The sequence below is a fragment of the Stenotrophomonas sp. TWI377 genome (assembly GCF_039674525.1).
GTDB lineage: Bacteria > Pseudomonadota > Gammaproteobacteria > Xanthomonadales > Xanthomonadaceae > Stenotrophomonas.
The window spans coordinates 1-25158 of sequence record NZ_JBDJNT010000012.1 but is presented as its reverse complement, the minus strand read 5'-3'; the positions used below and the strand labels follow the sequence as shown (position 1 = coordinate 25158).

The 25158-nt window shown below is 66.9% G+C and carries 23 protein-coding genes and 1 pseudogene; 13 read left to right on the top strand and 11 right to left on the bottom strand.

The features are described from left to right. Positions 1–37: 37 nt before the first annotated feature. The 3 genes and pseudogenes from phaR to gluQRS form a co-directional block, all read right to left on the bottom strand. Positions 38–583, bottom strand: coding sequence for a polyhydroxyalkanoate synthesis repressor PhaR (phaR, locus tag ABE546_RS11675; RefSeq protein WP_313218920.1), 546 nt, complete (start codon positions 581–583; stop codon positions 38–40). Between the two features lie 121 nt (positions 584–704). After that, on the bottom strand, positions 705–1445 hold the full coding sequence (phbB, locus tag ABE546_RS11670) for an acetoacetyl-CoA reductase (RefSeq protein WP_121038246.1): 741 nt from the start codon (positions 1443–1445) through the stop codon (positions 705–707). Between the two features lie 39 nt (positions 1446–1484). Beyond that, positions 1485–2404 (bottom strand): annotated as a pseudogene (gluQRS, locus tag ABE546_RS11665) (tRNA glutamyl-Q(34) synthetase GluQRS); the annotation flags it as partial. Positions 2405–2497: 93 nt separating this feature from the next. Between gluQRS and htpX the strand changes: the two are divergent. Beyond that, positions 2498–3370, top strand: coding sequence for a protease HtpX (gene htpX / locus ABE546_RS11660; protein WP_313212368.1), 873 nt, complete (start codon positions 2498–2500; stop codon positions 3368–3370). 439 nt (positions 3371–3809) lie between these two features. Here htpX and ABE546_RS11655 read toward each other — a convergent pair whose 3' ends face one another. After that, positions 3810–4637 carry an inositol monophosphatase family protein gene (locus ABE546_RS11655; RefSeq protein ID WP_019182815.1) on the bottom strand — a complete coding sequence of 276 codons (828 nt, stop codon included), beginning with the start codon at positions 4635–4637 and terminating at the stop codon, positions 3810–3812. A gap of 119 nt (positions 4638–4756) precedes the next feature. Here ABE546_RS11655 and ABE546_RS11650 point away from each other — a divergent pair, with 119 nt between their 5' ends. The 3 genes from ABE546_RS11650 to ABE546_RS11640 are packed head-to-tail and all read left to right on the top strand — an operon-like array spanning position 4757 to position 8638. Continuing rightward, positions 4757–5530, top strand: coding sequence for an RNA methyltransferase (locus tag ABE546_RS11650; protein WP_313212367.1), 774 nt, complete (start codon positions 4757–4759; stop codon positions 5528–5530). Between the two features lie 52 nt (positions 5531–5582). Then, a complete protein-coding gene (locus ABE546_RS11645) occupies positions 5583–6515 on the top strand; it encodes a phosphate/phosphite/phosphonate ABC transporter substrate-binding protein (RefSeq protein WP_313218917.1) in 933 nt (310 codons plus the stop codon). Then, on the top strand, positions 6512–8638 hold the full coding sequence (locus ABE546_RS11640) for an EAL domain-containing protein (RefSeq protein ID WP_346463778.1): 2127 nt from the start codon (positions 6512–6514) through the stop codon (positions 8636–8638). The genes ABE546_RS11645 and ABE546_RS11640 overlap by 4 nt, the downstream gene beginning before the upstream one ends. On the opposite strand, the gene epmB is transcribed toward ABE546_RS11640, so the two are convergent. After that, positions 8639–9643, bottom strand: a complete 1005-nt coding sequence (gene epmB, locus ABE546_RS11635) for an EF-P beta-lysylation protein EpmB (RefSeq protein WP_346463776.1) — start codon at positions 9641–9643, stop codon at positions 8639–8641. A gap of 126 nt (positions 9644–9769) precedes the next feature. Here epmB and efp point away from each other — a divergent pair, with 126 nt between their 5' ends. The 5 genes from efp to ABE546_RS11610 all read left to right on the top strand — a co-directional run bounded on the left by efp (position 9770) and on the right by ABE546_RS11610 (position 14034). After that, complete coding sequence (gene efp / locus ABE546_RS11630; protein WP_019182820.1) at positions 9770–10339, top strand: elongation factor P; 570 nt, start codon at positions 9770–9772, stop codon at positions 10337–10339. Positions 10340–10540: 201 nt separating this feature from the next. Beyond that, a complete protein-coding gene (locus tag ABE546_RS11625; RefSeq protein WP_346463774.1) occupies positions 10541–11884 on the top strand; it encodes a TRZ/ATZ family hydrolase in 1344 nt (447 codons plus the stop codon). Between the two features lie 16 nt (positions 11885–11900). Continuing rightward, positions 11901–12632 (top strand): bifunctional 2-polyprenyl-6-hydroxyphenol methylase/3-demethylubiquinol 3-O-methyltransferase UbiG, encoded by a 732-nt coding sequence (ubiG, locus tag ABE546_RS11620; protein ID WP_282264036.1) that lies wholly within the window; start codon positions 11901–11903, stop codon positions 12630–12632. Beyond that, the gene (locus ABE546_RS11615; protein ID WP_346463772.1) at positions 12625–13308 is read left to right on the top strand and encodes a phosphoglycolate phosphatase; all 684 of its coding nucleotides are present in this window, start codon (positions 12625–12627) and stop codon (positions 13306–13308) included. Before ubiG ends, ABE546_RS11615 begins: the two co-directional genes overlap by 8 nt. Positions 13309–13326: 18 nt before the next feature. Beyond that, complete coding sequence (locus ABE546_RS11610) at positions 13327–14034, top strand: squalene/phytoene synthase family protein (RefSeq protein ID WP_346463770.1); 708 nt, start codon at positions 13327–13329, stop codon at positions 14032–14034. Positions 14035–14065: 31 nt separating this feature from the next. On the opposite strand, the gene ABE546_RS11605 is transcribed toward ABE546_RS11610, so the two are convergent. Genes ABE546_RS11605 through yidD form a run of 3 tightly spaced genes read right to left on the bottom strand, consistent with a single transcriptional unit; the run spans position 14066 to position 16515 of the window. After that, positions 14066–14911 carry a M23 family metallopeptidase gene (locus ABE546_RS11605; RefSeq protein ID WP_313218910.1) on the bottom strand — a complete coding sequence of 282 codons (846 nt, stop codon included), beginning with the start codon at positions 14909–14911 and terminating at the stop codon, positions 14066–14068. Next, positions 14911–16257: a dihydroorotase gene (locus tag ABE546_RS11600; protein ID WP_346463769.1), complete on the bottom strand. Its 1347-nt coding sequence runs from the start codon at positions 16255–16257 to the stop codon at positions 14911–14913. Before ABE546_RS11600 ends, ABE546_RS11605 begins: the two co-directional genes overlap by 1 nt. Further along, the gene (gene yidD, locus ABE546_RS11595) at positions 16258–16515 is read right to left on the bottom strand and encodes a membrane protein insertion efficiency factor YidD (RefSeq protein WP_121038212.1); all 258 of its coding nucleotides are present in this window, start codon (positions 16513–16515) and stop codon (positions 16258–16260) included. A 272-nt stretch (positions 16516–16787) separates the two neighbouring features. Here yidD and dksA point away from each other — a divergent pair, with 272 nt between their 5' ends. After that, positions 16788–18059 (top strand): RNA polymerase-binding protein DksA, encoded by a 1272-nt coding sequence (dksA, locus tag ABE546_RS11590; RefSeq protein ID WP_346463767.1) that lies wholly within the window; start codon positions 16788–16790, stop codon positions 18057–18059. Positions 18060–18356: 297 nt separating this feature from the next. Here the strand turns inward: dksA and ABE546_RS11585 are convergent, their stop codons facing one another. The 3 genes from ABE546_RS11585 to cysS all read right to left on the bottom strand — a co-directional run bounded on the left by ABE546_RS11585 (position 18357) and on the right by cysS (position 21565). Continuing rightward, the gene (locus tag ABE546_RS11585; protein ID WP_123730715.1) at positions 18357–19610 is read right to left on the bottom strand and encodes an MFS transporter; all 1254 of its coding nucleotides are present in this window, start codon (positions 19608–19610) and stop codon (positions 18357–18359) included. Beyond that, complete coding sequence (locus tag ABE546_RS11580; protein ID WP_313212355.1) at positions 19607–20047, bottom strand: SufE family protein; 441 nt, start codon at positions 20045–20047, stop codon at positions 19607–19609. The genes ABE546_RS11585 and ABE546_RS11580 overlap by 4 nt, the downstream gene beginning before the upstream one ends. A 150-nt stretch (positions 20048–20197) precedes the next feature. Next, positions 20198–21565, bottom strand: coding sequence for a cysteine--tRNA ligase (gene cysS / locus ABE546_RS11575; protein ID WP_313212354.1), 1368 nt, complete (start codon positions 21563–21565; stop codon positions 20198–20200). 256 nt (positions 21566–21821) lie between these two features. Between cysS and ABE546_RS11570 the strand changes: the two genes are divergently transcribed. From ABE546_RS11570 to ABE546_RS11560, 3 genes are all read left to right on the top strand, one after another. Next, positions 21822–22394 (top strand): hypothetical protein, encoded by a 573-nt coding sequence (locus ABE546_RS11570; protein WP_313212372.1) that lies wholly within the window; start codon positions 21822–21824, stop codon positions 22392–22394. A 361-nt stretch (positions 22395–22755) separates the two neighbouring features. Beyond that, positions 22756–23766, top strand: coding sequence for an N-acetylornithine carbamoyltransferase (locus ABE546_RS11565; RefSeq protein ID WP_123730719.1), 1011 nt, complete (start codon positions 22756–22758; stop codon positions 23764–23766). An 80-nt stretch (positions 23767–23846) separates the two neighbouring features. Then, the gene (locus ABE546_RS11560) at positions 23847–25040 is read left to right on the top strand and encodes an argininosuccinate synthase (RefSeq protein ID WP_313212353.1); all 1194 of its coding nucleotides are present in this window, start codon (positions 23847–23849) and stop codon (positions 25038–25040) included. The last annotated feature ends 118 nt before the right edge of the window (positions 25041–25158 follow it).

Here is a 25158-nt window from a genome sequence, read left to right as displayed (position 1 = left end):
GGGCAGCGCCTTTTTCTTTATTGCGCCGAGCGTGGGCTCAGCGGCGGGTCTTGCCTGCGCCCGGTGGCGGCGTTTCCGGCTTCTTGCCGGTACCCGTGCCCGTGCCCGTGCCGGTACCCGTCCCGGTGCCACCCGGGCGGCCGCCGAAGCCGGCGCCCATGTTGCGCTGGAAGTCCTGCCACATCTCCATGTTGCGCTCGGTCAGCTGGTTCATCATCGCCCAGGGGGTCTGGCCGAGCAGATTGCCCATCTGCTGGCGGAACTGCTGCTGCTGGTCCAGGAAGACCTGCATGCTGCGCTCCAGATAGTTGCCCATGAAACCCTGCAGCGAGTCGCCATAGAAGCGGATCAGCTGGCTGAGCAGCTGGGTGGACAGCATCGGTTCGCCGTCCTGCTCCTGGTCGGCGATGATCTGCAGCAGCACCGAGCGGGTCAGGTCATCGCCGCTCTTGGCGTCACGCACCTCGAAGTCCTCACCGTCCAGGATCAGCTGGCGCACATCCTCTATGGTGATGTAGCTGGAGATTTCCGTGTCGTAGAGCCGGCGGTTCGGGTACTTCTTGATAATGCGGGTCGCAGCCATGAAGCAGTCACTCATCACAGTAGGCGCGCAGCATGGCGCAGTGCAGCAGCCTATGCAACCGCCATAGGTAGCAAGGGGCCGCATTTATGTTGCGCAACATGGAGTGCAGCATTTTCGGCGCTTACCACCCCATGTGGTGGCCGCCGTTGATGTCCAGGTTGGAGCCGGTGATCCAGGACGCTTCCTCGTTGACCAGGAAGGCCACTGCGTAGGCGATCTCTTCCGGCTTGCCGAGGCGGCCGGTGGGGATGTCGGCGATGATCTTGGCGCGCACTTCGTCCGGCACGGCCATCACCATGTCGGTGGCCACATAGCCCGGCGAAATCGTGTTCACGGTGATGCCGAAGCCGGCATTCTCACGGGCCAGCGAAATGGTGAAGCCGTGCATGCCGGCCTTGGCGGCGGCGTAGTTGGCCTGGCCGTACTGGCCCTTCAGGCCGTTGATCGAGCTGATCTGGATGACCCGGCCCCAGCCGCGGCGGCGCATGCCCTCGATGACCGGGCGGGTGACGTTGAACACCGAATTGAGGTTGGTGTTGATCACGTCGTGCCACTGGTCCGCACGCATGCGGTGGAAGGTGGTGTCGCGGGTGATGCCGGCGTTGTTGATCAGGATCTCGACCGGGCCCAGCGCCGCTTCGACAGCCTGCACCATGCTTTCGGCGGTGCCGGGGTCGGACACATCGCCCGGGAAGATCGCCACATCGCAGCCGCGCGCCAGCATCTTCTCGCGCCAGGCCTTGGCTTTGGCTTCGTCACGGTAGTTGGTGGCGACCCGATGGCCCTGGTCGGCCAGGCGTTGGCAGATGGCAGTACCGATACCGCCGGTACCACCGGTGACCAGTGCGACGCGAGATGTCATGAGCAGCTACTCCGAAAGGCAGGGCGAACAAGGGGGAACAGGATTCTGCAACATCAGCGGGCAAAAGGGGCGCCCGCGCCGGCACCGTGCGGCAGCGGAATGTCGCCCGGTGGCAATCTCGCCGGATCGAAGCCATCGGCCGCCTGCTGAAGCCACCCGCCCACCTCATCGGCCCCTGCACCGACCGCCGGATCCTGGCCCAGCTGCGCCCACGCCCGCCGCAGCGCTGGCAGCGGCTGGGCGGGATCCACCGGCAGCGCCGCCTCGGACTTGGAGAGCTTGCGCCCCTCCGGGCCGAGCAGCAGCGGCAGATGCAGGTAGCGCGGTGTCGGCAAATCCAGGGCCTGCTGCAGCAGGATCTGGCGCGGCGTGGAATCGAGCAGGTCCGCGCCGCGCACTACGTCGGTCATGTGCTGCGCGCCATCGTCGACCACCACTGCCAGCTGATACGCCCAGTAACCGTCGGCCCGGCGCAGCACGAAGTCGCCGACCTCGGCGTGCACGTCCTGCACGATCCGGCCCTGCAAGCCGTCGTCGAACCGCACCACGCTGCCCGGCGCTACCCGCAGCCGCACCGCCGGTTGCGCACGCGCGGCGCGGGCCACGCAGTGGTGATGGATGCCGCCCTGCGCAGCCAGCTCGCTGCGGCTGCAATGGCAGGCAAATGCCTTGCCCTCGCGCAGCAGGCGGTCCAGCGCGCCCTGGTACAGCGCATCGCGCTGGCTCTGATGGACGATCGGCCCGTCACTGCGCAACCCGAAGGCGGCGAGTGCGGCCAGTTGGCCGCTCACCGCGCCAGGCACCGTTCGAGGAGGATCGACGTCCTCCACCCGCACCAGCCACTGGCCGCCGGCGTGGCGGGCGAGCAGCCAGCTGCCGAGCGCCGCCAGCAGCGAGCCGGGGTGCAGGGGGCCGGTAGGCGAGGGCGCAAAGCGCCCGTAATAGGAGGAATCAGACATGGACTATGAATCGTCGGTCAGTTTGCGACTTGAATTCAAGCTGAAGTCCCCGCAGATTTGCACTCATCAACCTCCCATGAGCGTCCTTTTCCCATGTTCAGTCGCATTGCTCTCTTCCTGCTGACCAACTTTGCGGTGCTGATCCTGGCCGGCATCGTGATGTCGGTAGTGGGCGTCGATCCCAACAAGATGAGCGGCCTGCTGGTCTTCGCGGCCATCTTTGGTTTCGGCGGCTCGTTCATTTCCCTGCTGCTCTCCAAGTTCATGGCCAAGCGCTCCACCGGCGCCGTCGTGATTACCGAGCCGCGCAACCCGACCGAGCGCTGGCTGCTGGCCACCGTGGAGCGCCAGGCCCGTGAAGCCGGCATCGGCATGCCCGAAGTGGCCGTGTACGAAGGCCCGGAGATCAACGCCTTCGCCACCGGCGCCAACCGCAACAAGGCCCTGGTCGCGGTGTCCACCGGCCTGCTGCACAACATGAGCGAAGACGAAGCCGAAGCCGTGCTCGGCCATGAAATCGCCCACGTCGCCAACGGTGACATGATCACCATGGCCCTACTGCAGGGCGTACTCAACACCTTCGTGATCGTCCTGGCCCGCATCGTCGGCGGCTTCATCGACAGCGCCCTGTCCGGCAACCGCGAAGGCGGCGGCCGCGGCTTTGCGTACTACATCATCGTGTTCGTCCTGGAAATGGTGTTCGGCCTGTTCGCCACCATGATCTCCATGTGGTTCTCCCGTCACCGCGAATTCCGCGCCGACGCCGGTGGCGCCCACCTGGCTGGCCGCCAGAAAATGATCGCCGCCCTGGAACGCCTCAAGGTCAACCACGGCCAGAGCACCCTGCCGACCCAGATCGCCGCCTTCGGCATCGCCGGCGGCGCTGCCAAGAAGCTGTTCATGAGCCACCCCCCGCTGGACGAGCGCATCGCCGCCCTGCGCGCCGCCAACAACACCGTGGTGTAACCCACCGCAGTGCGCTGACCAGAACGCCCGGCTTCCGCCGGGCGTTTTTGTTGGGCGAGCAGGTACCCCGAGTGGACTCAGCAGCACGAGCGCTTCCATCCGCCACATCAAGATCTGTCGAGAGGCCGGTGGGTAGCCTGGGCCAAGACCGTCAGGGCGCCATGGAGGGCGCCCACGAGCCCCCAGGGATGGGTTTACGGCGCGTCTTGGCCCAGGCTACCCACCGGCCTCTCGCCCTCAGCAATGGAAGCGCTGCCGTTGCTGTTGCTGTTGCCGCTGCTGTTGGCAGCAATTCAACAGCAGCCGACCAACGGTCGGCACTACCGTGGCACGCCGAGCAGGGTGCACGACGACGTGTCCAGCAGGGCGCACGATGACGGCCCACAAACAACAACGGCGCCCGAAGGCGCCGTCATCATGCAGATCAGATCCAGCCCGATCAGAACTTCGCGTCGAACTCCGCCGCGTAGCCCGTATTGACCAGCACCTTCTGCAGCGCATCGCTGATCTTCACATTGCCAGCCACGATCTGCTGCGTCTCCGGACCACGGCTGTCCATACGGGCCGGGGTCGCGCCCTTGAAATCGCAGACGCGGCCACCGGCCTCGCGGACCAGCAGCACACCGGCGGCGATGTCCCAGGCCTTCACACCGGCCTCGAAGTACGCATCGGCACGGCCACAGGCCACATAGGCCAGGTCCAGTGCCGCCGAACCGGTGCGGCGCACGTCTTCGGCCTGCACCAGCAGCGCGTCCACCGCCTTCAGCTGCGCGCTCGTGCGCTGACGCTCACGCGGGGCAAAACCGGTATGGATCATCGCGCCGCCCAGATCCTTGCGCTCGGCAATCCGGATACGGCGGTCATTGAACACCGCGCCCGCACCACGGCTGGCGGTGAACAGCTCATTGCGAAGCGGATCGAAGATCACCGCGTCGATCGGCTCACCGTTCTCGACCAGGGCGATGGACACGCAGTAATGGGGGAAGCCGCGCAGGTAGTTGCTGGTGCCGTCCAGCGGATCGATGACCCACATGTAACGGTTGACCGACTGCACGCCACCTTCTTCACCCATGATCCCGTACTCGGGATAGGCGCGCTTGAGTTCCTTGACGATGACCTTTTCCGCATCTGCATCGACTTCACTGGCATAGTCCATGCGGCCCTTCTGCACGACGTTCAACGCCTCGAGCTTGTTGATGTTGCGCAACAGGACGTTGCCGGCGAGGCGGGCGGCCTTGACCATGACGGTGACGGCGGGTTTCTGCATGGCGAAAAGCTCCCGTAAAGGCAGAGTAGGGGTTTGGCGGGGGAAAAGAGCGGTCCCGGCGCAGAGGCCGGTCGCACAGTTTACCATTTGTCGCTGTCCTGCTCGCATTTGGCCTGTTCATGTCCGTAGAAACCGCTCCCGCCCGCATCCGCTTCGTCCTGGTCGGCACCCAGCACCCCGGAAACATGGGGGCGGCCGCACGCGCCATGAAAACCATGGGCCTGGGCCGCCTGGTCCTGGTCGCCCCTGAAAAACCGCTGGATGAAGAGGCCTTCCGCCGCTCGGCCGGTGCCGAAGACGTCCTGGGCGACGCGCCGGTGGTGGCGACCCTGGCCGAGGCCGTGGCCGACTGCCGCTTCGTGCTGGGCTGTACCGCCCGCTCGCGCCGGGTCCAGCTGGAAGAGCTGCTGCCGGCCGTGGCTGCCCAGCGCGTCCTGGCCAAGGCCGCCGAGCCGGCCGAAGTGGCCTTCGTGTTCGGCCGTGAACGCACCGGCCTGACCAACGAAGAGCTGCAGCTCTGCCACGCCGCCGTGCATATTCCGTCCAACCCGGACTTCAGTTCATTGAACCTGGCCGCCGCTGTCCAGGTGCTGGCCTATGAAGTGCGCATGGCCATTCTCGGCGCGGCCGATGCCCCGGTCGCCGTCCCGGCCGACCCCGGCTTCGGCGAAGCGCCGGCCAGCCATGCCCAGGTGGAAGGCCTGTTCGGCCAGCTGGGTGACACCTTGGATGAGATCGATTTCCACAAGGGCCGTGCCCCCGAATCGGCGATGCGCAAGCTGCGCCGTCTGTTCCTGCGCACCGAATTGAGCGAACAGGAAGTGCGCCTGCTGCGCGGCATCCTCTCCGACGCACAGCGCATGGCGCGATTGGCGACGAATAAGCCCCTGTAAGCTGACGCAGTTCTCATTTTTTCGGGTAGTCTGTCTCGATTCCTTGGGGGGAGTGATGGGCTTGTCGGGACTGCGAAGGCTGCTGCAGAGCGTAGTGCTGTGTCTGGCCATCGCCGCGATGACCGGCCCGGTGTGGGCCGGCCCCGCGCAGGTGCTGGTGCTGGGCCGGATCAGCGACGACCCCAGGTCACACTATGCGCAACTGCAGCCCCTGCTCGATTACGTGATTCCGCGCATGCACGATGTTGGTATCACCGAAGGCCGCATCCTGATGGCGCGCGACACCCAGCAGATGGGCAGTTACCTGCGCCGCGGCCGGGTCGACTGGGTGACCGAGACCTCCGGTACTGCCGTCGCGCTGGGGTTGCGCAGCGGCGCCAGGCCGCTGCTGCTGACCGAGCGCAGCGGCGTTCGCGACTACCACACCGTGTTTTTCGTGCGCCGCGACAGCGCCATCCAGACACTGGAAGACCTGCGTGGGCACACCCTGGCGTTGCAGAACGTGGCCTCCACCAGCGCGTATCTGGTGCCGGTGATGACCCTGCTGCAGCACGGCGAGACGCCGGAAATCCTGGCCTCGATCGGCGATGTCGCCGCACCGGATACGGTGGGTTACGTGTTCGCGCGGTCGGAATCGAACATCGCCACGTTCGTCCACAAGGGGCTGGTCGATGCCGGTGCGGTGAGCAGCGTGGACTGGTCCGATGCCAAACGCATTCCGGCCAATTTCCTGCGCGATTTCCGCATCATCCATCGCACCGAACCGTATCCGCGTGCGGTCGAAATGGTGCGTGACGACCTGGATCCGAAGGTGCGCGACCGGTTGCAGCAGGTTCTGCTGGATGCCGCATCGGATCCGCAGGCGCAGCCGGCATTGAAAACATTTTTTGGTACGTCCGGGTTCCACCGGGTGGATGCGCAGATGCAGCACCGGCTGGATGAATTGAAACAAGGCTTGACGCGCGTGCGGATGGAAGTGGAATGAGTCGCTTGGGTTCGGGAATGCAGGCCCGCTTCGTGCTGGCGATGGGCGGCGCGATGCTGGTCGTGGTGGCGATCGTGGCCGTGGTGCTGGGGCGCCAGGCGACGATGCAGGGGGAGGTGCAGCACCTCAGCGGGACGGTCATCCATGACCTGTTCGATCGCAGTGTGCGCAGCCGGGGCGAAGCGCTGGCGCGGGAGCTGTCTGATGCGCTGGCCAATCCGCTCTATTACAACGACCTGGAGCAGGTCGGTGCGCTGGTGCGCAATACCTCGCGGCAGCAGGTGGTGCGCTATGTGCTGGTGTTCGATGACAACGGCAGGCTGATCCACGACGGCACGCTGGACGTGCTCGAGTTTGGCCAGCCGATGACCGATCCGCTCGCGGCGGGCGCGGCCGGCGCGCGCGGGCTGGTGGTGCAGCAGTCGCCCAAGGTGCTCGACAACGCGATGCCGATCATGATCGGCAACCAGCGGATCGGCGGCGTGCGCGTGGGCATGGCGCTGGACGATGTGCAGGCCATGGAGCAGCAGGCCAACCAGACCCTGGGCGACCGCCTGCAGCAGGTCGGCAAGCGGCACCTGGGCTGGCTGCTGCTGATGCTCGGCCTGCTGGTCGGAATCGGCTCAGTGGTGATTATCTACGTGCAGCGCACCCTGGTCACGCCGATCCGCTGGCTGGCCGGCGCCGCCCGCCAGATCGAGGCCGGCGATTACACCCTGCAGATGCCGGAGATCCGGCGCCAGGATGAGGTGGGGGAGCTGATGCGCGCGTTCGGTCGCATGAGCCAGGCGATTGCCCGGCACGACCGTGAGGTGCGGCACATGGCCTATACCGACGCCCTGACCGGGCTGACCAACCGGCTGGCCTTCCGCGAGGCGCTGGATCATCGCTTGATGGCGGCACGGGCCTCCGGGCATCGGCTGGGGCTGTTGTTCGCTGACATGGACGATTTCAAGCGCGTCAACGACACGCTGGGCCACGAGGCCGGTGACGAGGCCTTGCTGCAGTTCGCGCAGCGGATCAGCGCGGCGGTGGCCCAGGCCGGTGGCGATGAAGCGCTGCTGGCGCGCTTCGGTGGCGATGAGTTCGTGATCCTGATCGGTGACGGCGATGTTCCTGCCGGCGCCCGTGAGCTGGCCGAGATTCTCGTGCGTGAGCTGGGCAAGCCGCTGGTGGTGCAGGGCCGCGAGCTGTTCCTGGGCGCCTCGATCGGCGTGACCCTGTTTCCCGATGATGCCGCCGATGCCACCACGCTGCTCAAGAACGGCGACATCGCCATGTACCAGGCCAAGATGGCGGGCAAGAACTGCTACCGGTACTACAGCCGGGCCATGGATCACGCGGTCGAGCGCCGCGTGCACATGGAACAGGAGCTGCGCGGCGCCTGGGAGCGCGGCGAGCTGCGGCTGGCCTATCAGCCGATCTACCGGACCCGCGACCGCCACATGGTCGGCGTGGAGGTGCTGCTGCGCTGGCAACACCCCACCCTGGGCACGATTCCGCCCTCGGTGTTCATCGAAGTGGCCGAGCAGAGTGGCCTGATCGAAGTGATCGGCCCCAAGGTGCTGCGCGCGGCCTGTACCGAGGCGGTGCAGTGGCCGCCGGGTGCCGATGGCGAAGGCCTGTTCGTCTCGGTCAACGTGTCACCGCGCCAGCTGCGCGGTGGCGAGCTGCCGACGCTGGTCGCCGACTGCCTGCGCGACACCGGCCTGCCGGCCTCGCGCCTGCACCTGGAGCTGACCGAAACCGCCGTGATCGGCGATGAAATGCTGGCTGCCGCGCTGCTGGACAAGCTGCACCGGACGGGCGTCAAAGTCTGGCTGGACGACTTCGGCACCGGCTTCTCCGGCCTGAGCCACCTGCGCCAGGTGCCGGTGGACGGGGTCAAGATCGACAAGAGCTTCGTGGCCGACATGCAGCGTGACCCGGACGATCTGGCGTTGACCACGGCGATCATCGCCATGGCCCATGCACTGGGGATCACCGTGGTGGCCGAAGGCATCGAGCAGGAAGTGCAGTTCGATCTGCTGGCCCAGCGCGGCTGCGACCTGGCCCAGGGCTACTGGTTGAGCCACCCGGTCAGTGCCACGGACGTGGTGCAGCTGCTCGAGGCCGGCAGCTGATCAGACCGGGCGCTTGCTGCTGTCGCCGGAGATCTCGCGGACCAGCTTGGGGACCAGGTAGCCGGACAGGCGCGCGGTCAGCTGCGCATGCAGGTCCTTGGCGGTGTCGTCGGCCACTTCGAAATGGGCCACGCCTTCGACCCGGTCCACCTGATACAGGTAATAGGGCAGCACGCCCGCCGCGAAACTGCGCTCGCTCAGCGCCTGCAGCGCCTCGATCGAATCGTTGACCCCGCGCAGCAGCACCGCCTGGTTGAGCAAGGTGGCACCGGCCTCACGCAGGCGCGCCATCGCGGCGTCCACCGATGCGTCGAACTCATTGGCGTGGTTGGCATGGATCACGAACGCCACCGGCCACGGCAGCGAGCCGATCCACTGCACCAGCGCGTCGTCCACGCGCTCGGGCAGCACCACCGGCAGGCGGCTGTGGATGCGCAGGCGGCGCAGGTGCGGAATCTGCGTCAGGGCCTGGGTCAGCTCCACCAGCTTGTGGGTGGCCAGCGAGAGCGGGTCGCCGCCGGACAGGATCACCTCGTCGATGTCCGGGTCCTGCGCGATCGCATCCACGGCATCGCGCCAGCCCTCGCGGGCCGCGTTCTCGGTGCCGTAGTCGAAATGGCGGCGGAAACAGTACCGGCAGTTGATCGCGCAGCTGCCGGTGGTGACCAGCAGGGCGCGGCCGCGGTACTTCTGGATGACCCCGGTGGCCTTCTTGGCCGCCCCGTCGCCCACCGCATCCAGGCTGAAGCCGGGCACGACCTTCAGCTCGTCGGTGATCGGCAGGACCTGGCGAAGCAGGGGGTCATGCCGGTCGCCATGACGCATCCGGGCTGCAAAGCCTTGCGGCACACGCACCGCGAACTGGTCGGCCGCCTCGTCCGAAACGCCCAGTTCCGCCGGATCCAGCCCCAACTGGCGCAGCAGCTCGCGCGGGTCGCGGATCGCCTCGCGCCACCGTTGCTGCCAGCGGACGGGGGCGGCCAGGGGCGTGGCGGAAAGCTGCATGGAATGGGGGCCTGCGGTTATCATGTGGGTCAGAAATATCGAGTCACCCCACCGGGGTCGGTGGGATTTCCCATTCTATCCGGCTCGCCGCGCCTGCGCGGCGTTTGCCCATTCAGGAGTTTCAGCATGGCCACTGTTGGCATGAACGACGTCAAGAACGGGATGAAGATCCTGGTCAACAATGAACCAGCGGTCATCACCGAGACCGAATACGTCAAGCCGGGCAAGGGCCAGGCCTTCACCCGCATGAAGTACCGCTTCATCAAGTCGGGCCGCGTGGTCGAAATGACCATGAAGGCCACCGATGACGTGGAGAAGGCCGACGTTGTGGATACCAACATGGACTTCATGTACAGCGACGGCGAGTTCTGGCACTTCATGGACCCCGAATCCTTCGAGCAGGTCCAGGCCACCAAGGCCGGCATGGGCGGCGCCGAGAAGTGGCTGAAGGGCGAAGAGTCCTGCATCGTCACCCTGTGGAACGGCGAGCCGATCTTCGTCCAGCCGCCGAACTTCGTGGAACTGAAGATCACCGAAACCGATCCGGGCGTCCGTGGCGACACCTCGGGCGGCGGCGGCAAGCCGGCCACCCTGGAAACCGGCGCCGTGGTCCGCGTGCCGCTGTTCGTCAACCAGGATGAAATCATCAAGGTCGACACCCGCTCGGGCGAATACTCCGCACGCGCAGGCAAGTAATCCGGCAAAGCCGGATTACGGTAGAGCCGACCGTTGGTCGGCTGCGGTACCGGCCGACACCGCACCCGGTAGAGCCGACCGTTGGTCGGCTGCAGCACCGGCCGACACCGCACCCCGTAGAGCCGACCAAGGGTCGGCTCTACCTCCAAGCGTCCCGGTCGCCCACACCCTCGGGTCGTCCGCCCAGACAAGTGAGCCCGCATGACCGACACCGCCCGCATTCCCGAAGCCTGTGACCTGTTGATCGAAGCCGGTTACGTGGTCCCGATCGAGCCGCATGCGGTGGTGCTGGAAGACCATGCCGTGGCCGTGCGTGGCGGCGAGATCGTCGCGATCCTGCCGCGTGCCGAAGCGCGCGAGCGCTTTGCACCCAAGCAGACCGTATCCCGCCCCGACGCGGCGCTGATGCCGGGTCTGGTCAATGCGCATACCCACAATCCCATGACCCTGCTGCGGGGCGTCGCCGACGACCTGCCGCTGATGGTCTGGCTGCAGCAGCACATCTGGCCGGTGGAAGCGGCGGTGATCGGCCCGGAGTTCGTGGCTGACGGCACCACCCTGGCGATCGCCGAGATGCTGCGCGGCGGTACCACCTGCGCCAACGAAAACTACTTCTTCTCCGACGTCCAGGCCGCCGTCTACAAGCAGCACGGGTTCCGTGCGCTGGTCGGTGCGGTGATCATCGATTTCCCGACCGCCTGGGCCAAGACCGACGACGAGTACTTCGCCAAGGCCGGCGAGCTGCACGACCAGTGGCGCAACGATCCGCTGATCGGCACCTCGTTCGCCCCGCACGCGCCGTACACCGTCAACGACGCGAACTTCGAACGCGTGCGCATGCTGTCCGACCAGCTGGACATGCAGGTGCATCTGCACACGCATGAAACCGCGCAGGAAATCAGCGACTCGATCAAGCTGCATGGCCAGCGTCCGCTGGCGCGTCTGGATCGGCTCGGCCTGGTCAACGACCGCCTGATCGCGGTGCACATGACCCAGCTGACCGAGGCCGAAATCCACCTGTGCGCCGAGCGCGGCGTCAGCGTGGTGCACTGCCCGGAATCCAACCTCAAGCTGGCCTCCGGGTTCTGCCCGGCCTGCGCGCTGCAGCGCGCCGGTGTGAACCTGGCGATCGGCACCGACGGCTGCGCCAGCAACAATGACCTGGATATGTTCAGCGAGAACCGCACCGCGGCGATCCTGGCCAAGGCCGTGGCCAATGACGCCACCGCGCTGGACGCGGCCACCACGCTGCGCGCGGCCACCCTCGGCGGCGCGCGGGCGCTGGGCTTCGGCGACCGCATCGGCTCGATCGAGGTCGGCAAGCAGGCCGACCTGGTCTGCGTGGATCTCTCCGCGCTGGAAACCCAACCGCTGCACCATGTGCTTTCGCAGCTCGTCTACGCCGCCGGCCGCCACCAGGTCAGCGATGTCTGGATCGCCGGCCAGCCCAAGCTGGTCCAGCGCGAACTGGTCGGCATGGACACCGCCGCGATCGTCGCCAACGCCCGCCAGTGGCGCGAGCGTATCCGACACATCCGTGCTTGATGCATCAAGGATCCCCATGAACACCCCCCATGCTTCCACCAATTTCGATCAGGCCGAACTGGACAAGTTCGCCGCGCTCGCCAACCGCTGGTGGGACGTCGATGGCCCGCAGAAGCCGCTGCACGCGTTGAACCCGGTGCGCCTGCAGTACGTCACCCAGCGCGTCACCCTGCGCGGCGCCCGCGTGCTCGATATCGGCTGCGGCGGCGGCCTGCTCAGCGAAGCGCTGGCCAAGGAAGGCGCGGACGTCACCGCGATCGATCTGGCCCCGGAACTGGTCAAGGTCGCCCGCCTGCACGGGCTGGAGTCGGGCGTCACGGTCGACTACCGCGTGCAGGCCGCTGAAGACCTGGCCGCCGAACAGCCGGGCAGCTTCGATGTGGTCACCTGCATGGAAATGCTCGAGCACGTGCCGGACCCGGGCGCGATCATCGCCGCCTGCCACCGTCTGCTCAAGCCGGGCGGGCAGCTGTTCCTGTCCACCGTGAACCGCACCCCGGCCGCGTTCGCCGTGGCGATCGTCGGTGCCGAGTACGTGGCACGGCTGCTGCCCAAGGGCACGCACCACTACCAGGATTTCATCAAGCCGGCCGAGCTGGGCAAGTGGCTGCGTGAGGCTGATTTCAACCTGCGCGATGTCAGTGGCATGGCCTACGAGCCGTGGCGCAACCGTGCCCGCCTGAGCACGCGCACCGACATCAATTACCTGGCCCACGCGGTCAAGCCGGACGACGCGGCACGTGTCTGAGTTCGGTTTCCCGCCGGCGGTGCTGTTCGATCTGGACGGCACCCTGCTGGACAGCGCACCGGACATGCTGGCCACCGCCAACGCGATGCTGGCCGCTCGCGGGCGCGCGCCGATCACCCTGGGGGCGTTGCGCCCGGTGGTCTCCAAGGGCTCGCGCGCGATGGTATCGGTGGCCTTTCCCGAGCTGGGGCAGGCCGAGCGTGATGCGCTGGTGCCGGAGTTCCTGGCGCGCTACGAAGGCCTGATCGGCCAGCATGCCGTGCTGTTCGATGGCATCGCCGGCATGCTCGACGCGCTCGATGCGGCCGGCTGCGCGTGGGGCATCGTGACCAACAAGCCCGAGTATCTGGCCCGGCTGATCGTGCCGCAGCTGGGCTGGCAACAGCGCTGCAAGGTGCTGATCGGCGGCGACACCCTGGCCCAGCGCAAGCCGCATCCACTGCCGCTGTTGGCCGCCGCCGAGCGCATGGGCATCGCCCCGGGCACCTGCATCTACGTGGGCGATGACGAGCGCGACATCGTCGCCGCCAACGCCGCCGGCATGGCCTCGGTCGCCGCGCTGTGGGGTTACCGGCTCGACGCCGACGATCCCGTGGCCTGGGGCGCCGATACGCTGATCGCACTTCCCGAACACCTGCAACATGCCAAGGCGTGGCCGCTTCCGCGCACGCTCTAGCCTTTCAAGGAATACACCGTGAGTACTCCAAGCGCCCTGGACAGTTTCCTGGACAAGTGGCGGACCCGCTGGCCCGAGTGGCAGGTGGCCGAACGCTTCGTGCCCGAGAACCAGCGCACCCTGGTGGTGGCGTGGTTCTCGCTGCTGCAGGAGTTCGACGACATCCTCAATACCGCCGGCGACCCGATGCCGTCCGACGCCAAACTGGCGTGGTGGGGCGAAGAGCTGCGCAGCTGGTCCGCACAGCGCTCGCGCCATCCGCTGGGCCGCGTGCTCGAGCCGGTGCGCGCGCCGTGGGCGCAGCTGGCCGAGACCCTGCCGGATCTGATCGACGCGCGTGCGGTGCCGGTCGATCCGGCGCAGGCGCTGCGCTCGCTGCAGGCCTATGCGGCCGCGGTGGCCGCGGTTGAAGCGGTGATGTTCGATACTCCCGCACGTGGCGATGTCGCCACCCCGGTGCTGGTGCAGACCCTGGCCCAGCGCCTGCATGAGAGTGGCGTCGCGGCGATTCCGCGTTCGCTGCTGGCCGAGGATGACACCGCGGCACCGCGCAAGTGGGCGCAGCAGCTGCTCGCGAAGTGGCCGGCGCGGGTTGCCGGCCCGCGGCCCCGCCGGCTGTATGCCGCGTTGGCCCGTGCCCGCCAGCAGACCTGGGCGCAGGACCGCCAGTACCAGGCCACGCCGATGCGGACGCTGTGGCTGACCTGGTGGGCGGCGCGCGGCTGAGCGTGCGTGCCGGCCAGCAGCCGGCACTTCGTTATTTCCCGCGTTCCAGCACCAGCAGCGGGTCGATGCGGGTATCGAACCAGTTCATGCCCCAATGCAGATGCGGGCCGGTCGCGCGACCGGTCGCACCGACGGCGGCGATCACCTGACCCTGCTCGACGCGGTCGCCGACGTTCACGTCGATGCGCGACAGGTGCAGGAAATTCGAACTGATCCCGAAGCCGTGATCCAGCAGCAGCGTGCCGCCGGTCAGGTACAGGTCCGGGCCAGCAAAGGTGACCACGCCTGCGGCCGGTGCCTTCACCGGGGTGCCGGTCGGCACCGCGATGTCCATGCCGGAGTGGCCCGAACCGGGTTGGCCGTTATAGACGCGCGCATTGCCGAAGCGGCCGCTGATGCGGCCCTGCACCGGCCAGATGAAGGCCTGTGCGAAGTCGGCGCGATTGTCATCGCGGGCACGCGCGGCGGTGACCTGCGCCTGCTCACGCTTGATCCGCTCGGCAATCGCCGGCGGCGGATTGACCGTCTTGGGGGGCACGCCGTTGACGCGCTCGGTCGGCCAGTCACGCGGGGTGACCGCGATGCTGGCCGTTTCGCTGCCGCCGTCCGGGCGCGTCACCTGCACCTGCAGCGGACCTTTCTCATCGCGGCCGATGCCGAACACCACGCTGCCGTACCCGCTCACGCGCAGGGTGCGGCCGCCGTATTGCACGACGCTGCCGGCCGGCACCTTGCCGATCACCATCGCGCCCTGCGAGGCGCTGGCCGGAAACACCACACGCGCATCGGCCTGGGCCACGGCGGGCGAGGGCAGCAGACTGCCCATCGCTACGACGCCTGCGGCCGCCAGGGCCGCGCTCAACACCCGTGCCCGCATCAGCGGTCGAAGCTCATGCGCTGGCCGTTCGGCGAACCCACCAGTTTCTCGCCATCCCACGCCAGCTGCCCGTTGACCCAGGTCGAGGCGATGCGCGAACGGAAGGTGGTGCCCTCAAACGGCGACCAGCCGCACTTGGACAGCACGTCTTCGCGCTTGACGGTGAAGGGCACATCTTCGACCAGCACCAGATCGGCGAAGTAGCCTTCGCGCAGGTAGCCGCGCTGGCTCACGTCGAACAGCTGCGCCGGTGCGTGCGCGAACTTCTGCACGACCTGGGTGATCTCCAGCTTGCCTTCGTGCACCAGTTCCAGCGCGGCGACCAGTGCGTACTGCACCAGCGGCAGGCCGGACGGCGCCTGTGCATAGGGCTTCTGCTTTTCTTCCCAGGTGTGCGGCGCATGATCGGTGGCGAGCACGTCGATCACGTCATCGGCCACGGCGCGGGTCAGCGCTTCGCGGTCGCTGGCTTCCTTGATCGCCGGGTTGCACTTGATCAGGTTGCCCAGCCGCGCGTAATCGCTGCGGTCGAAACGCAGGAAGTGGATGCAGGTTTCGGCGGTGATCTGCTTGCGGCTGCCATCGGCGCGGATCAGCGGGCCGCGTTCGAACAGGGCCAGCTCATCGGCGGTGGAGATATGCAGCACGTGCAGGCGGGTGCCATGCTTTTTGGCCAGCGACACGGCCAGCTCGGAGGACTTCAAACAGGCCTCGCGCGAGCGGATGTCCGGGTGCTGCTCGGCACTCAGTGCATCGCCATATTTCTCGGCGTACTCCTTGGCCTTGGCATCGATCATCGGCGTGTCTTCGCAGTGCGTGATGATCGGTGTGGGCGCGTCGCGGAAGATCGCATCGAGCGTTTCCGGGTTGTCCACCAGCATGTTGCCGGTGGACGCGCCCATGAACACCTTGATGCCCGGCGCGGTCTTGGGATCCAGCGACTGGATGTGTGCCAGGTTGTCGTTGCTGGCGCCCATGTAGAAGCCGTAGTTGGCGCGCGCGCGGCCGGCGGCGGCATCGTACTTGGCCTGCAGGATTTCGGCGTTGAGCGTGGGCGGGTTGGTGTTGGGCATGTCCATGAAGCTGGTCAGGCCCCCGGCGACGGCCGCGGCCGATTCGGTCGCGATGTCGCCCTTGTGAGTCAGGCCGGGCTCACGGAAATGGACCTGGTCGTCGATCATGCCCGGCAGCAGCCAGCGGCCGGCGGCGTCGACCACGGTTTCGCCGGGACGGGCGTCCAGGCCGGGGCCGATCTGCGCGATGCGGCCATCTTCGATGCGCAGGTCACCCTGGGTGACGGAGCCTTCGTTGACCAGGCGGGCGTTGACGATGAGCGTGGAGGACATTCAGTGTTTTCCTGTGCAGCGGCAGGTGGCGTCGTGCGCGGCGCGCGGGGGCACCTCGTCGATGCCACCGGGATGGAAGGGATGGCAGCGGCCCAGCCGGCGCGCGGCCAGCCAGCTACCGCGCGCGGGGCCATGGGTGGCGATGGCTTGCATGGCGTATTCAGAACAGCTGGGCATGAAGCGGCAACGCGGCCCCAGCAACGGGCTGATGAAGCGCTTGTAGAAGCGCAGCAGGGCGATGAGCAGGCGTGAGATCACCCCCCAATCTTATTCCAGTTGGCATGAAGGGCGCATTTGTCGCAGGATGGGGCGTTGGACCCGTCCGCACCCACGCGCGCGACGGGCCGCCCCGGCGGTGTCGCCGGGTCAGGTACCGAACTGCGCACGTTGGCCCGCCTGCCAGGCGGGCCGGTCGCACGCCTTGCGACTCCGGGGCTGAACGGAGTAGGCGGTGTGGTTGCTGCTGCTGGTCGGGTAGGCTATAAAGGCCCGCTTTCCCGGGCCCCGGGGAATCCAAGGAAGAGCGTTTCGTGGCTGCTAAAAAAACTGCAAAGAAGGCCGTCAAGGCCGCCAAGAAAACCGCCAAGCCTGTTGTAAAGAAGTTGGCGGCCAAGTCCGTTGCCAAGAAGCCGGCCGCCAAGCCGGCTGGCAAGCCTGCATCCAAACAACCGGCGGCCAGGACGGCACCCGTTAAAAAGGCGGCCAGCACGTCGCCGGCCAAGACCGTCAAGAAGGCTGTCGCCAAGAAGCCTGCTGCCAAGACGGTGGTGGCCAAGAAGACCGTCGCCAAGAAGGTCGTTGCCAAGAAGTCGACGGTCGCCAAGCCGGTTGCCAAGCCCGCCAAGCGCGCGGCAGGCAAGCCGGTGAGCAAGGCGCCCGTCAAGAAAGCCGCTGCCAGCAAGACGGCAGCCAAGAAGACCGTGACGCCTGCTGTCGCCAAACCGGCGTCCAAGCCGGCACCGGCGAAGAAGACCGCAGTCAAGCAGGTACCGGCCACGCCGGTGAAGGCCAGCAAGACCGCCAGCAAGCCCGTGGCATCCAAGCCGGCCACCAAGCCGGTTGCAGCACCCGTAGTGAAGTCCGCACCGAAGCCGGCATCGCCGGCGCCGGCCAAGTCTGTCCCGGCCAAGAGCCCGGCCAAGGCGGCACCTTCTCCGGCGTCCACGCCGGCGCCGGTCGCCCCTGTCGCCGCCTCCAAGGCCCCGCAAAACAAGAATCCCGTGCCCGTTTCGAAATCGCCTGCAAAAACCCCCGCCAAGTCCGAGTCCGCCCCCAAGCCCGTGTCCCGTCCGGTCGGCAAGGTCGCCGTTGCCGTGGCAGCGCGTTCGGCCGCCCCGGCCCCTCGCACCAAGGTGAAGGTGGTGGAATACAAGACTGACGAAGCCACCGGTCGTCCGATCCTGCCCGACGGTTACAAGCCGAGCGCGGAAGAGGAATACATGAGCCCGCTGCAGCTGGAGTACTTCCGCCAGCGCCTGCAGCACTGGCGCAATGATCTGGTGGAGGAATCCAAGCAGACCATCGCGAACCTGCAGGAAGAAGTGCGTGATATCGGCGATGAGGCCGAGCGCGCCACCCGCGAGACCGAGAACTCGCTGGAACTGCGTACCCGCGACCGTTATCGCAAGCTGATCGGCAAGATCAACAGCACGCTGAAGCGTCTGGAAGATGGCGATTACGGTTTCTGTGTGGATACGGGCGAAGAGATTGGCCTGGATCGTCTGGAAGCCCGCCTGACTGCTGAGCGCACGATCGATGCGCAGGAGCGTTGGGAGCATCTGCAGAAGCAGCAGGGCGACTGATCGCGCTGTTGGTCATGCTGTTCTACGAAAAAACCCGGCTTCGGCCGGGTTTTTTTTGGCTGGCTGTTTTTGGTTCGGGTGGGTTCGCGTTGGTCGCGAAGGGCGTTGGCGCCTTGCTGTCTGGTGCTCGAGTGGGTCGGGCAGCCCGGTCCGGGTCCTGCACTGCGCTGCCCGGCCGCCCAACCGCAGGAACAAGCAGGCGCCGAACCCGCGGCCCCGGCAGCCCCAGCCGCGCAGCGCGAGCCAACCGGCCCGGTGTCCAGCTGGGGAGCCCCAAGCGGCCGGCCGGCCAAATCCTCAATGCAGATCGCGCAGATTCAACCGCCGCAGCGTCGGATTCTTCCAGGCCGTAATGCCCGCCACGCTCAACACCGCAAAGCCCCCCAGCACCACCGCCGGGACCAGCCCCAACAGCTTCGCCATCGTGCCCGCATAGAACGCGCCCAACTCATTGGACGAACTGATGAAAATGCCATTGATCGACGACACCCGCCCACGCATCTCCTCCGGCGTCGCCAACTGCAGAATCGTCGAACGCACCACTACCGACACACCGTCGAACGCACCGTAGAACAACAGAATCGCCGCCGACAGCCAGAAATTCGATGACAGGCCGAACCCGATCACGCACAGACCAAAGCCGGCCACCGCGAACAACAGCACACGCCCCGCATTGCGCTGCAACGGCCGACGCGCCAGCCACAGCCCCACGCACACCGAGCCCAGCGCCGGCGCCGCCCGCAGCACGCCCAGCCCCTCCGGCCCGTGGTGCAGGATTTCGTGCAGGAACGCCGGCAGCATCGCCACCACGCCGCCGAGCAGCACCGAGAACATGTCCAGCGCCATCGCCCCGACCATGATCCTGTTGCCGAGCACGAAACGGCCGCCCTCGGCGATGCTCTTGAAGATCGGCGCCGCCGGGCCCGTATGCACCGGCTCGGAGACGCGCAGCGCCGCCAGGCAGCCCAGCGCGATCAGCGACACGCCGACCGCCACGCCATAGGCGACGCCCTTGCCGCCCCACGCCACCAGGGCGCCGCCCAGTGCCGGGCCGACCACCATGCCGGTCTGGAACACCACCGCGCCCAGTCCCGCGCCACGCGCGTACTGCGTGCGCTCCAGCACGCGGGCGAACAGTGCGTTGTAGATCGGCGAGAGGAACGCGCGGACCATGCCGGTCAGTGCGATCGCCGCATAGATCGGCCACACCCCGTGGAACGGCAGCCAGCCCTGGGCGACCGCGGTCAGCACCAGTGCGGTCATCACCAGCCCGCTGCAGGCGACCATGCCCAGTCGGCGGCGGGGAAGGTGGTCGACCAGATAGCCGGCAAACGGCGCCACGCAGAAGAACGGGAGCACTTCGGCCAGGCCGACCAGGCCCAGCGAGAACGGATTGCGGGTGACTTCGTAGATATGCCAGCCGACCGTCACCGCGACGATCTGGTAGGAGAGCATCGCGAAGATGCGGTAGGCCAGCACCAGCGAAAAGCCCGGGCGGGCCAGCAGCTGCAGGGCGCTGTCCGGCTCCTGCGGATCGGCGGAGAGCGTCACGACTGCGCTTGGGCAGTGTCGCGGATGAAGGCCAGCATTGCCGCCACGCCGTTGCTACGGGTCGGGGACAGGTGGCGCGACAGCCCGATGTCCTGGATGTAGCTCGGCTCGGTGGCCAGAATCTCGGCCGCCGAACGGCCCGAATAGACGCGCAGGGCCAGGTAGATCAGCCCGGAGACGATCGCCGAATCACTGATGGCGTGGAAGCGCAGCGCCTCGGCATTGCCCTCCGGCACGATCCAGACCATGGACTGGCAGCCAAGCAGACGATGCTCCTCGGTCTTCCACGCTTCCGGGAAGGTGGGCAGTTTGCGGCCGAGGTCGATCAGGTACTGGTAACGCTCGGACCAGTCGCCGAAGAAGGCGAATTCCTCGGCGATGGCGGCCTGGGCTTCAGCAGCGGTGGGTTCGAGCGGGAACGGGGAGGTGGGGGTCATGGGGGCTCCGGGTCGGTGTTCGCCGTCCGTGGGTGACCGTGCAGTTGCGGGGGGAGGCAGCCCGGCCGTCCGTGGCCGGGGCGATGTCATGGCAGTGCCCAGTGGATCGGGCGGTGTCCGGTAGCGCCCGACGGTCAGCCGGGCGGTCTTTCAGCGCTTGCGCGACCAGCGCACGCCCTGGGCGGTGTCTTCCAGCACGATGCCCTCGGCGGCCAACTGGTCGCGGATCGCATCGGCGCGGGCGAAGTCGCGGGCCTGCTTGGCCGCGGCGCGTTCATCGATCAGGGCCTGGATGGCCGCATCGTCGTCGTTGCCGCCTGCGGTGCCAAACCAGGCCGCGGGATCCTGCTGCAGCAGGCCCAGCGCCAGGCCGGCACCGAGCAGCGCGGACTTCCAGTGCGCCTTGTCGGCGTCGGCAGCCTTGCGTGCCTCACCGGCGATACGGGCCAGCTCGGCCAGCGCCTGCGGCGTATTGAGGTCGTCATCCAGTGCGGCCTCGATCTCGGTCGGAATCACCGCAGCGGCGTCCACCTCGACCAGATCGCGCAGCGTGCCGTACAGGCGGTCCAGGGTGCGCACCGACTGCTCGATCAGCGCATCGGACCAGTCCAGCGGCTGCCGGTAGTGGGCCGACAGCAGCGCATAGCGCAGCGCCTCGGGGGCATGCTGGCGGACCAGATCGTGCACGCGCTCGATGTTGCCGATCGACTTGCTCATCTTGGCGCCGCCGAAGTTGAGCATGCCGTTGTGCAGCCAGAACCGGGCGAAGGTCTGCCCGCCGTGCGCGCACTCGCTCTGGGCGATCTCGTTCTCGTGGTGCGGGAACTGCAGGTCCACGCCGCCGGCATGGATATCGATGGTCGGCCCCAGGTGCGCGGCGGCCATCGCCGAGCACTCGATGTGCCAGCCCGGGCGGCCACGGCCCCACGGCGATGCCCAGCCCGGCAGGTCGTCGCTGGAGGGCTTCCACAGCACGAAATCGCCCGGGTCGCGCTTGTACGGGGCGACATCCACGCGGGCACCGGCCAGCATCTCGTCCGGGTCGCGGCGCGAGAGCTTGCCGTAGTCGGTGTAGGAGCTCACCGAGAACAGCACGTGGCCTTCGGCCGCATAGGCATGCCCGTTGGCGATCAGCTGCTCGATCATGGTCACGATCTGGGGGATATGCGCGGTGGCTTCCGGCTCGATATCCGGCGGCACCACGCCCAGTGCGGCCATGTCCTCGCGGTAGGCGGCGGCGAAACGGTCGGTAATGGTGCTGATCGGCACGTTCTGCTCGCGCGCGGCCGTGTTGATCTTGTCATCCACGTCGGTGATGTTGCGCGCATAGCGCAGGCCGCCGAAGCGGCGACGCAGCAGGTCGGCCAGCACGCCGAACACCACCGGCCCACGGGCATTGCCGATGTGGACGTAGTTGTAGACCGTGGGGCCACACACATACAGGGTCGGACAGGTCGGATCGAGCGGGGTGAACGGTTCGAGCTGGCGTGTCAGGTTGTTGTGCAGGCGCAGGGTCATGGGGGTCGGGAGCGGGGGTAAGCGGTCGATTTTAGAACGTGTCGGGGGCTTTGGGGGGATGTGGGGCACGGCAGGCCGGCGGCCTCGGCCGCTGGCGGTGTGGCTGAAGGCTTCAGGCGTTCCGGCCCGTCGTGGCGGGCTTCCGGCCCCGCGGGTGGGGTCGGCCTATGGGCAGAAACGTCACGGAAGGGTAATGTTCAGCCCCTTGTGCTTGCCACTGCCTAAACTATCCCTCTTGTCCTTTTCCCTGTTGCCAATGAAATCCGCTTCGTTGTTGACGCTGGTCTGCCTGCTCGGAAGTGCCGCCTTCGGGGCGTGCGCCCAGGAGGGTGAGGTGCGCAACCGGGTGGTGATCGTGGAGAACGTCAAGTTCGACTACGCCCAGGTGCTCAACGTCGAGCCGGTCTTCCAGACCCTGCGCGCCACCCGCACCGAAGAGCACTGCGAGCCGGTCTCCACCCGCACGCTCGCGCCGGTCAATGTCACCGGCGAGGAGCCGCAGGAAGACAAAGGCCGCTTCGGCCGCTTCATGGATTCGGTACGCTCGATCTTCCGCCGGGAAGACGGCAGCACCGACGAAAGCGGCTACGCCGAGACGGTGGTGGTCGAGGCCACGCCGGCCAACACCGGGCCGTTGTTGACCCGGGACTGCAAGATCATCCCGGTCGGCCGTGAGTTCCGCCGCCCGATCGCCTACGACGTGGACTACGTCTACAAGGGCACCAAGTACCGTTCCCGCCTGCCGGAAGACCCGGGCAACCGCCTCAAGATCCGGGTCTCGATCACCCCCTGGGTGGGCAACGATCAGGCCGGTGGCGCCAACCCGTGACTCCCGGCATCGCCCCGGGCGTGGATGCCTTCAACCTGAATTGTCATTCAGGCCTTGCACGCACTCCGGGTGCATGCAAAGATGGGCGGCCATGAAACTCACCGACTTCCAGCACGACACCAGCGCCGCCCGTATGGCTACGGGCATGACGTCGCGTGCCCGCCGACCGGAACCCCACATTTTCGCTGGGTAACCGGAGCTTCGTGCTGCCTGTTTGGAAAACCCAGCCCCCGCGCTGGGTTTTTTCGTTTCTACGATCTGAAAAGTTTCATCTGTATACGTTTTGTTGAGCCCTGAACGCGCCCCGGCGCCCCCAACCTCCACCGGTGACGGTGGAAAACCAGCCGCAAAGGATCGATCGATGTCCCTGAAGCACTTCCTGAACACCCAGGATTGGAGCCGCACCGACCTGGATGCCCTGTTGACCCAGGCCGCGTTGTTCAAGCGCAACAAACTGGGTGACGAGCTCAAGGGCAAGTCGATTGCCCTGGTGTTCTTCAACCCCTCCATGCGTACCCGCACCAGCTTCGAGCTGGGTGCGTTCCAGCTGGGCGGGCACGCGATCGTGCTGCAGCCGGGCAAGGACGCCTGGCCGATCGAGTTCAATCTGGGCTCGGTGATGGACGGGGACACCGAGGAGCACATCGCCGAAGTGGCCAAAGTGCTCGGCCGCTATGTCGACCTGATTGGCGTGCGTGCCTTCCCGAAGTTCATCGACTGGACCAAGGACCGCGAAGACGAAGTGCTCAAGAGCTTCGCCAAGTACTCGCCGGTGCCGGTGATCAACATGGAAACCATCACCCACCCGTGCCAGGAACTGGCCCACGTGATGGCGCTGCAGGAACACTTCGGTACCCAGGACCTGCGCGGCAAGAAGTACGTGCTGACCTGGACCTATCACCCCAAGCCGCTGAACACCGCGGTGGCCAACTCGGCGCTGACCATCGCCACCCGCATGGGCATGGACGTGACCCTGCTGTGCCCGACCCCGGATTACATCCTGGATGAGCGCTACATGGGCTGGGCCGAGCAGAACGTGGCCGAGAGCGGCGGCTCGCTCCAGGTCAGCCATGACATCGCCAGCGCCTACGCCGGCGCGGACGTGGTGTACGCCAAGAGCTGGGGCGCGCTGCCGTTCTTCGGCAACTGGGAACCGGAAAAGCCGATCCGCGACCAGTACAAGCACTTCATCGTGGACGAAGCCAAGATGGCGCTGACCAACAACGGCGTCTTCAGCCACTGCCTGCCGCTGCGCCGCAACGTGAAGGCCACCGACGGCGTCATGGACTCGGCGCAGTGCATCGCGATCGACGAAGCTGAAAACCGCCTGCATGTGCAGAAGGCGATCATGTCGGCGTTGATCGGCCGGTAACGCCATCAACGGGTATTGAACATTGCAGCCGACCAACGGTCGGCTCTACCCAACTTTTTTCCCTATTGGACCTGACCCCCATGAGCAACAAAGACATCGTCCTGGCCTTCTCCGGTGGACTCGACACCAGCTTCTGCGTGCCGTACCTGCAGGAGCGCGGCTACAACGTGCATACCGTGTTCGCCGACACCGGCGGCGTGGATGACGAAGAGCGCGATTTCATCGAGAAGCGTGCGGCCGAACTGGGCGTCACCAGCCACGTCACCGTCGATGGTGGCCCGGCGATCTGGAGCGGCTTCGTCAAGCCGTTCGTGTGGGCCGGTGAGGGCTACCAGGGCCAGTACCCGCTGCTGGTGTCCGACCGTTACCTGATCGTGGATGCCGCGCTCAAGCGCGCCGCCGAGCTGGGTACCAACATCATCGCCCACGGCTGCACCGGCATGGGCAATGACCAGGTCCGCTTCGACCTGGCCGTGAAGGCGCTGGGCGACTACCAGATCGTCGCGCCGATCCGCGAAATCCAGAAGGAACACACCCAGACCCGCGCCTACGAGCAGAAGTACCTGGAAGAGCGCGGCTTCGGCGTGCGCGCCAAGCAGCAGGCCTACACCATCAACGAGAACCTGCTGGGCCTGACCATGTCCGGCGGCGAGATCGACCGTTGGGAAGCCCCGGGCGAGGGTGCCCGGGGCTGGTGCGCACCGCGCAGCGAATGGCCGGAACAGGCACTGACGGTCACCTTGAAGTTCGTCGAGGGCGAAGCCGTCGAGCTGGACGGCAAGGCGCTGCCGGGTGAGCAGATCCTGGCCAAGCTCAACAAGCTGTTCGCCCCGTACGGCGTGGGCCGTGGCGTCTACACCGGTGACACCGTGATCGGCCTGAAGGGCCGCATCGTGTTCGAAGCGCCGGGCCTGGTCTCGCTGCTGGCCGCGCACCGCGCGCTGGAAGACGCCGTGCTGACCAAGCAGCAGAACCGCTTCAAGCCGGACGTGGCGCGCAAGTGGGTGGAGCTGGTGTACGAAGGCTTCTACCACGACCCGCTCAAGACCGACATCGAGGCCTTCCTGAAGTCCTCGCAGGCCAAGGTCAACGGTGAAGTGGTGCTGGAAACCCGCGGTGGCCGTGTCGATGCCGTGGCCGTGAAGTCGCCGCACCTGCTCAATGCCAAGGGCGCCACCTATGCACAGTCGGCCGACTGGGGCGTGGAAGAGGCCGAAGGCTTCATCAAGCTGTTTGGTATGAGCTCGACCTTGTACGCGCAGGTCAACCGCTAAGGCGATTCACCGGGGTGACGGCCGCTGGCCGGCGCCTCGCAAAGCCGATGGAGGGGTAGTGGCCGGCGCGCGGGCCCGCCCGGGCACCGCCGCGCAAATAAAAAACCGCCCCCCCGCC

Coding starts and splice junctions, on each gene's coding strand:
- ABE546_RS11605 (WP_313218910.1), bottom strand. CDS start 14,911: ATGCGGGCACGGGTGTTGAGCGCGGCCCTGGCGGCCGCAGGCGTCGTA.
- ubiG (WP_282264036.1), top strand. CDS start 11,901: ATGAACACCCCCCATGCTTCCACCAATTTCGATCAGGCCGAACTGGAC.
- htpX (WP_313212368.1), top strand. CDS start 2,498: ATGTTCAGTCGCATTGCTCTCTTCCTGCTGACCAACTTTGCGGTGCTG.
- ABE546_RS11625 (WP_346463774.1), top strand. CDS start 10,541: ATGACCGACACCGCCCGCATTCCCGAAGCCTGTGACCTGTTGATCGAA.
- cysS (WP_313212354.1), bottom strand. CDS start 21,565: ATGACCCTGCGCCTGCACAACAACCTGACACGCCAGCTCGAACCGTTC.
- ABE546_RS11560 (WP_313212353.1), top strand. CDS start 23,847: ATGAGCAACAAAGACATCGTCCTGGCCTTCTCCGGTGGACTCGACACC.
- ABE546_RS11600 (WP_346463769.1), bottom strand. CDS start 16,257: ATGTCCTCCACGCTCATCGTCAACGCCCGCCTGGTCAACGAAGGCTCC.
- ABE546_RS11640 (WP_346463778.1), top strand. CDS start 6,512: ATGAGTCGCTTGGGTTCGGGAATGCAGGCCCGCTTCGTGCTGGCGATG.
- ABE546_RS11570 (WP_313212372.1), top strand. CDS start 21,822: ATGAAATCCGCTTCGTTGTTGACGCTGGTCTGCCTGCTCGGAAGTGCC.
- ABE546_RS11580 (WP_313212355.1), bottom strand. CDS start 20,047: ATGACCCCCACCTCCCCGTTCCCGCTCGAACCCACCGCTGCTGAAGCC.
- phbB (WP_121038246.1), bottom strand. CDS start 1,445: ATGACATCTCGCGTCGCACTGGTCACCGGTGGTACCGGCGGTATCGGT.
- phaR (WP_313218920.1), bottom strand. CDS start 583: ATGGCTGCGACCCGCATTATCAAGAAGTACCCGAACCGCCGGCTCTAC.
- ABE546_RS11565 (WP_123730719.1), top strand. CDS start 22,756: ATGTCCCTGAAGCACTTCCTGAACACCCAGGATTGGAGCCGCACCGAC.
- epmB (WP_346463776.1), bottom strand. CDS start 9,643: ATGCAGCTTTCCGCCACGCCCCTGGCCGCCCCCGTCCGCTGGCAGCAA.
- ABE546_RS11650 (WP_313212367.1), top strand. CDS start 4,757: ATGTCCGTAGAAACCGCTCCCGCCCGCATCCGCTTCGTCCTGGTCGGC.
- efp (WP_019182820.1), top strand. CDS start 9,770: ATGGCCACTGTTGGCATGAACGACGTCAAGAACGGGATGAAGATCCTG.
- ABE546_RS11655 (WP_019182815.1), bottom strand. CDS start 4,637: ATGCAGAAACCCGCCGTCACCGTCATGGTCAAGGCCGCCCGCCTCGCC.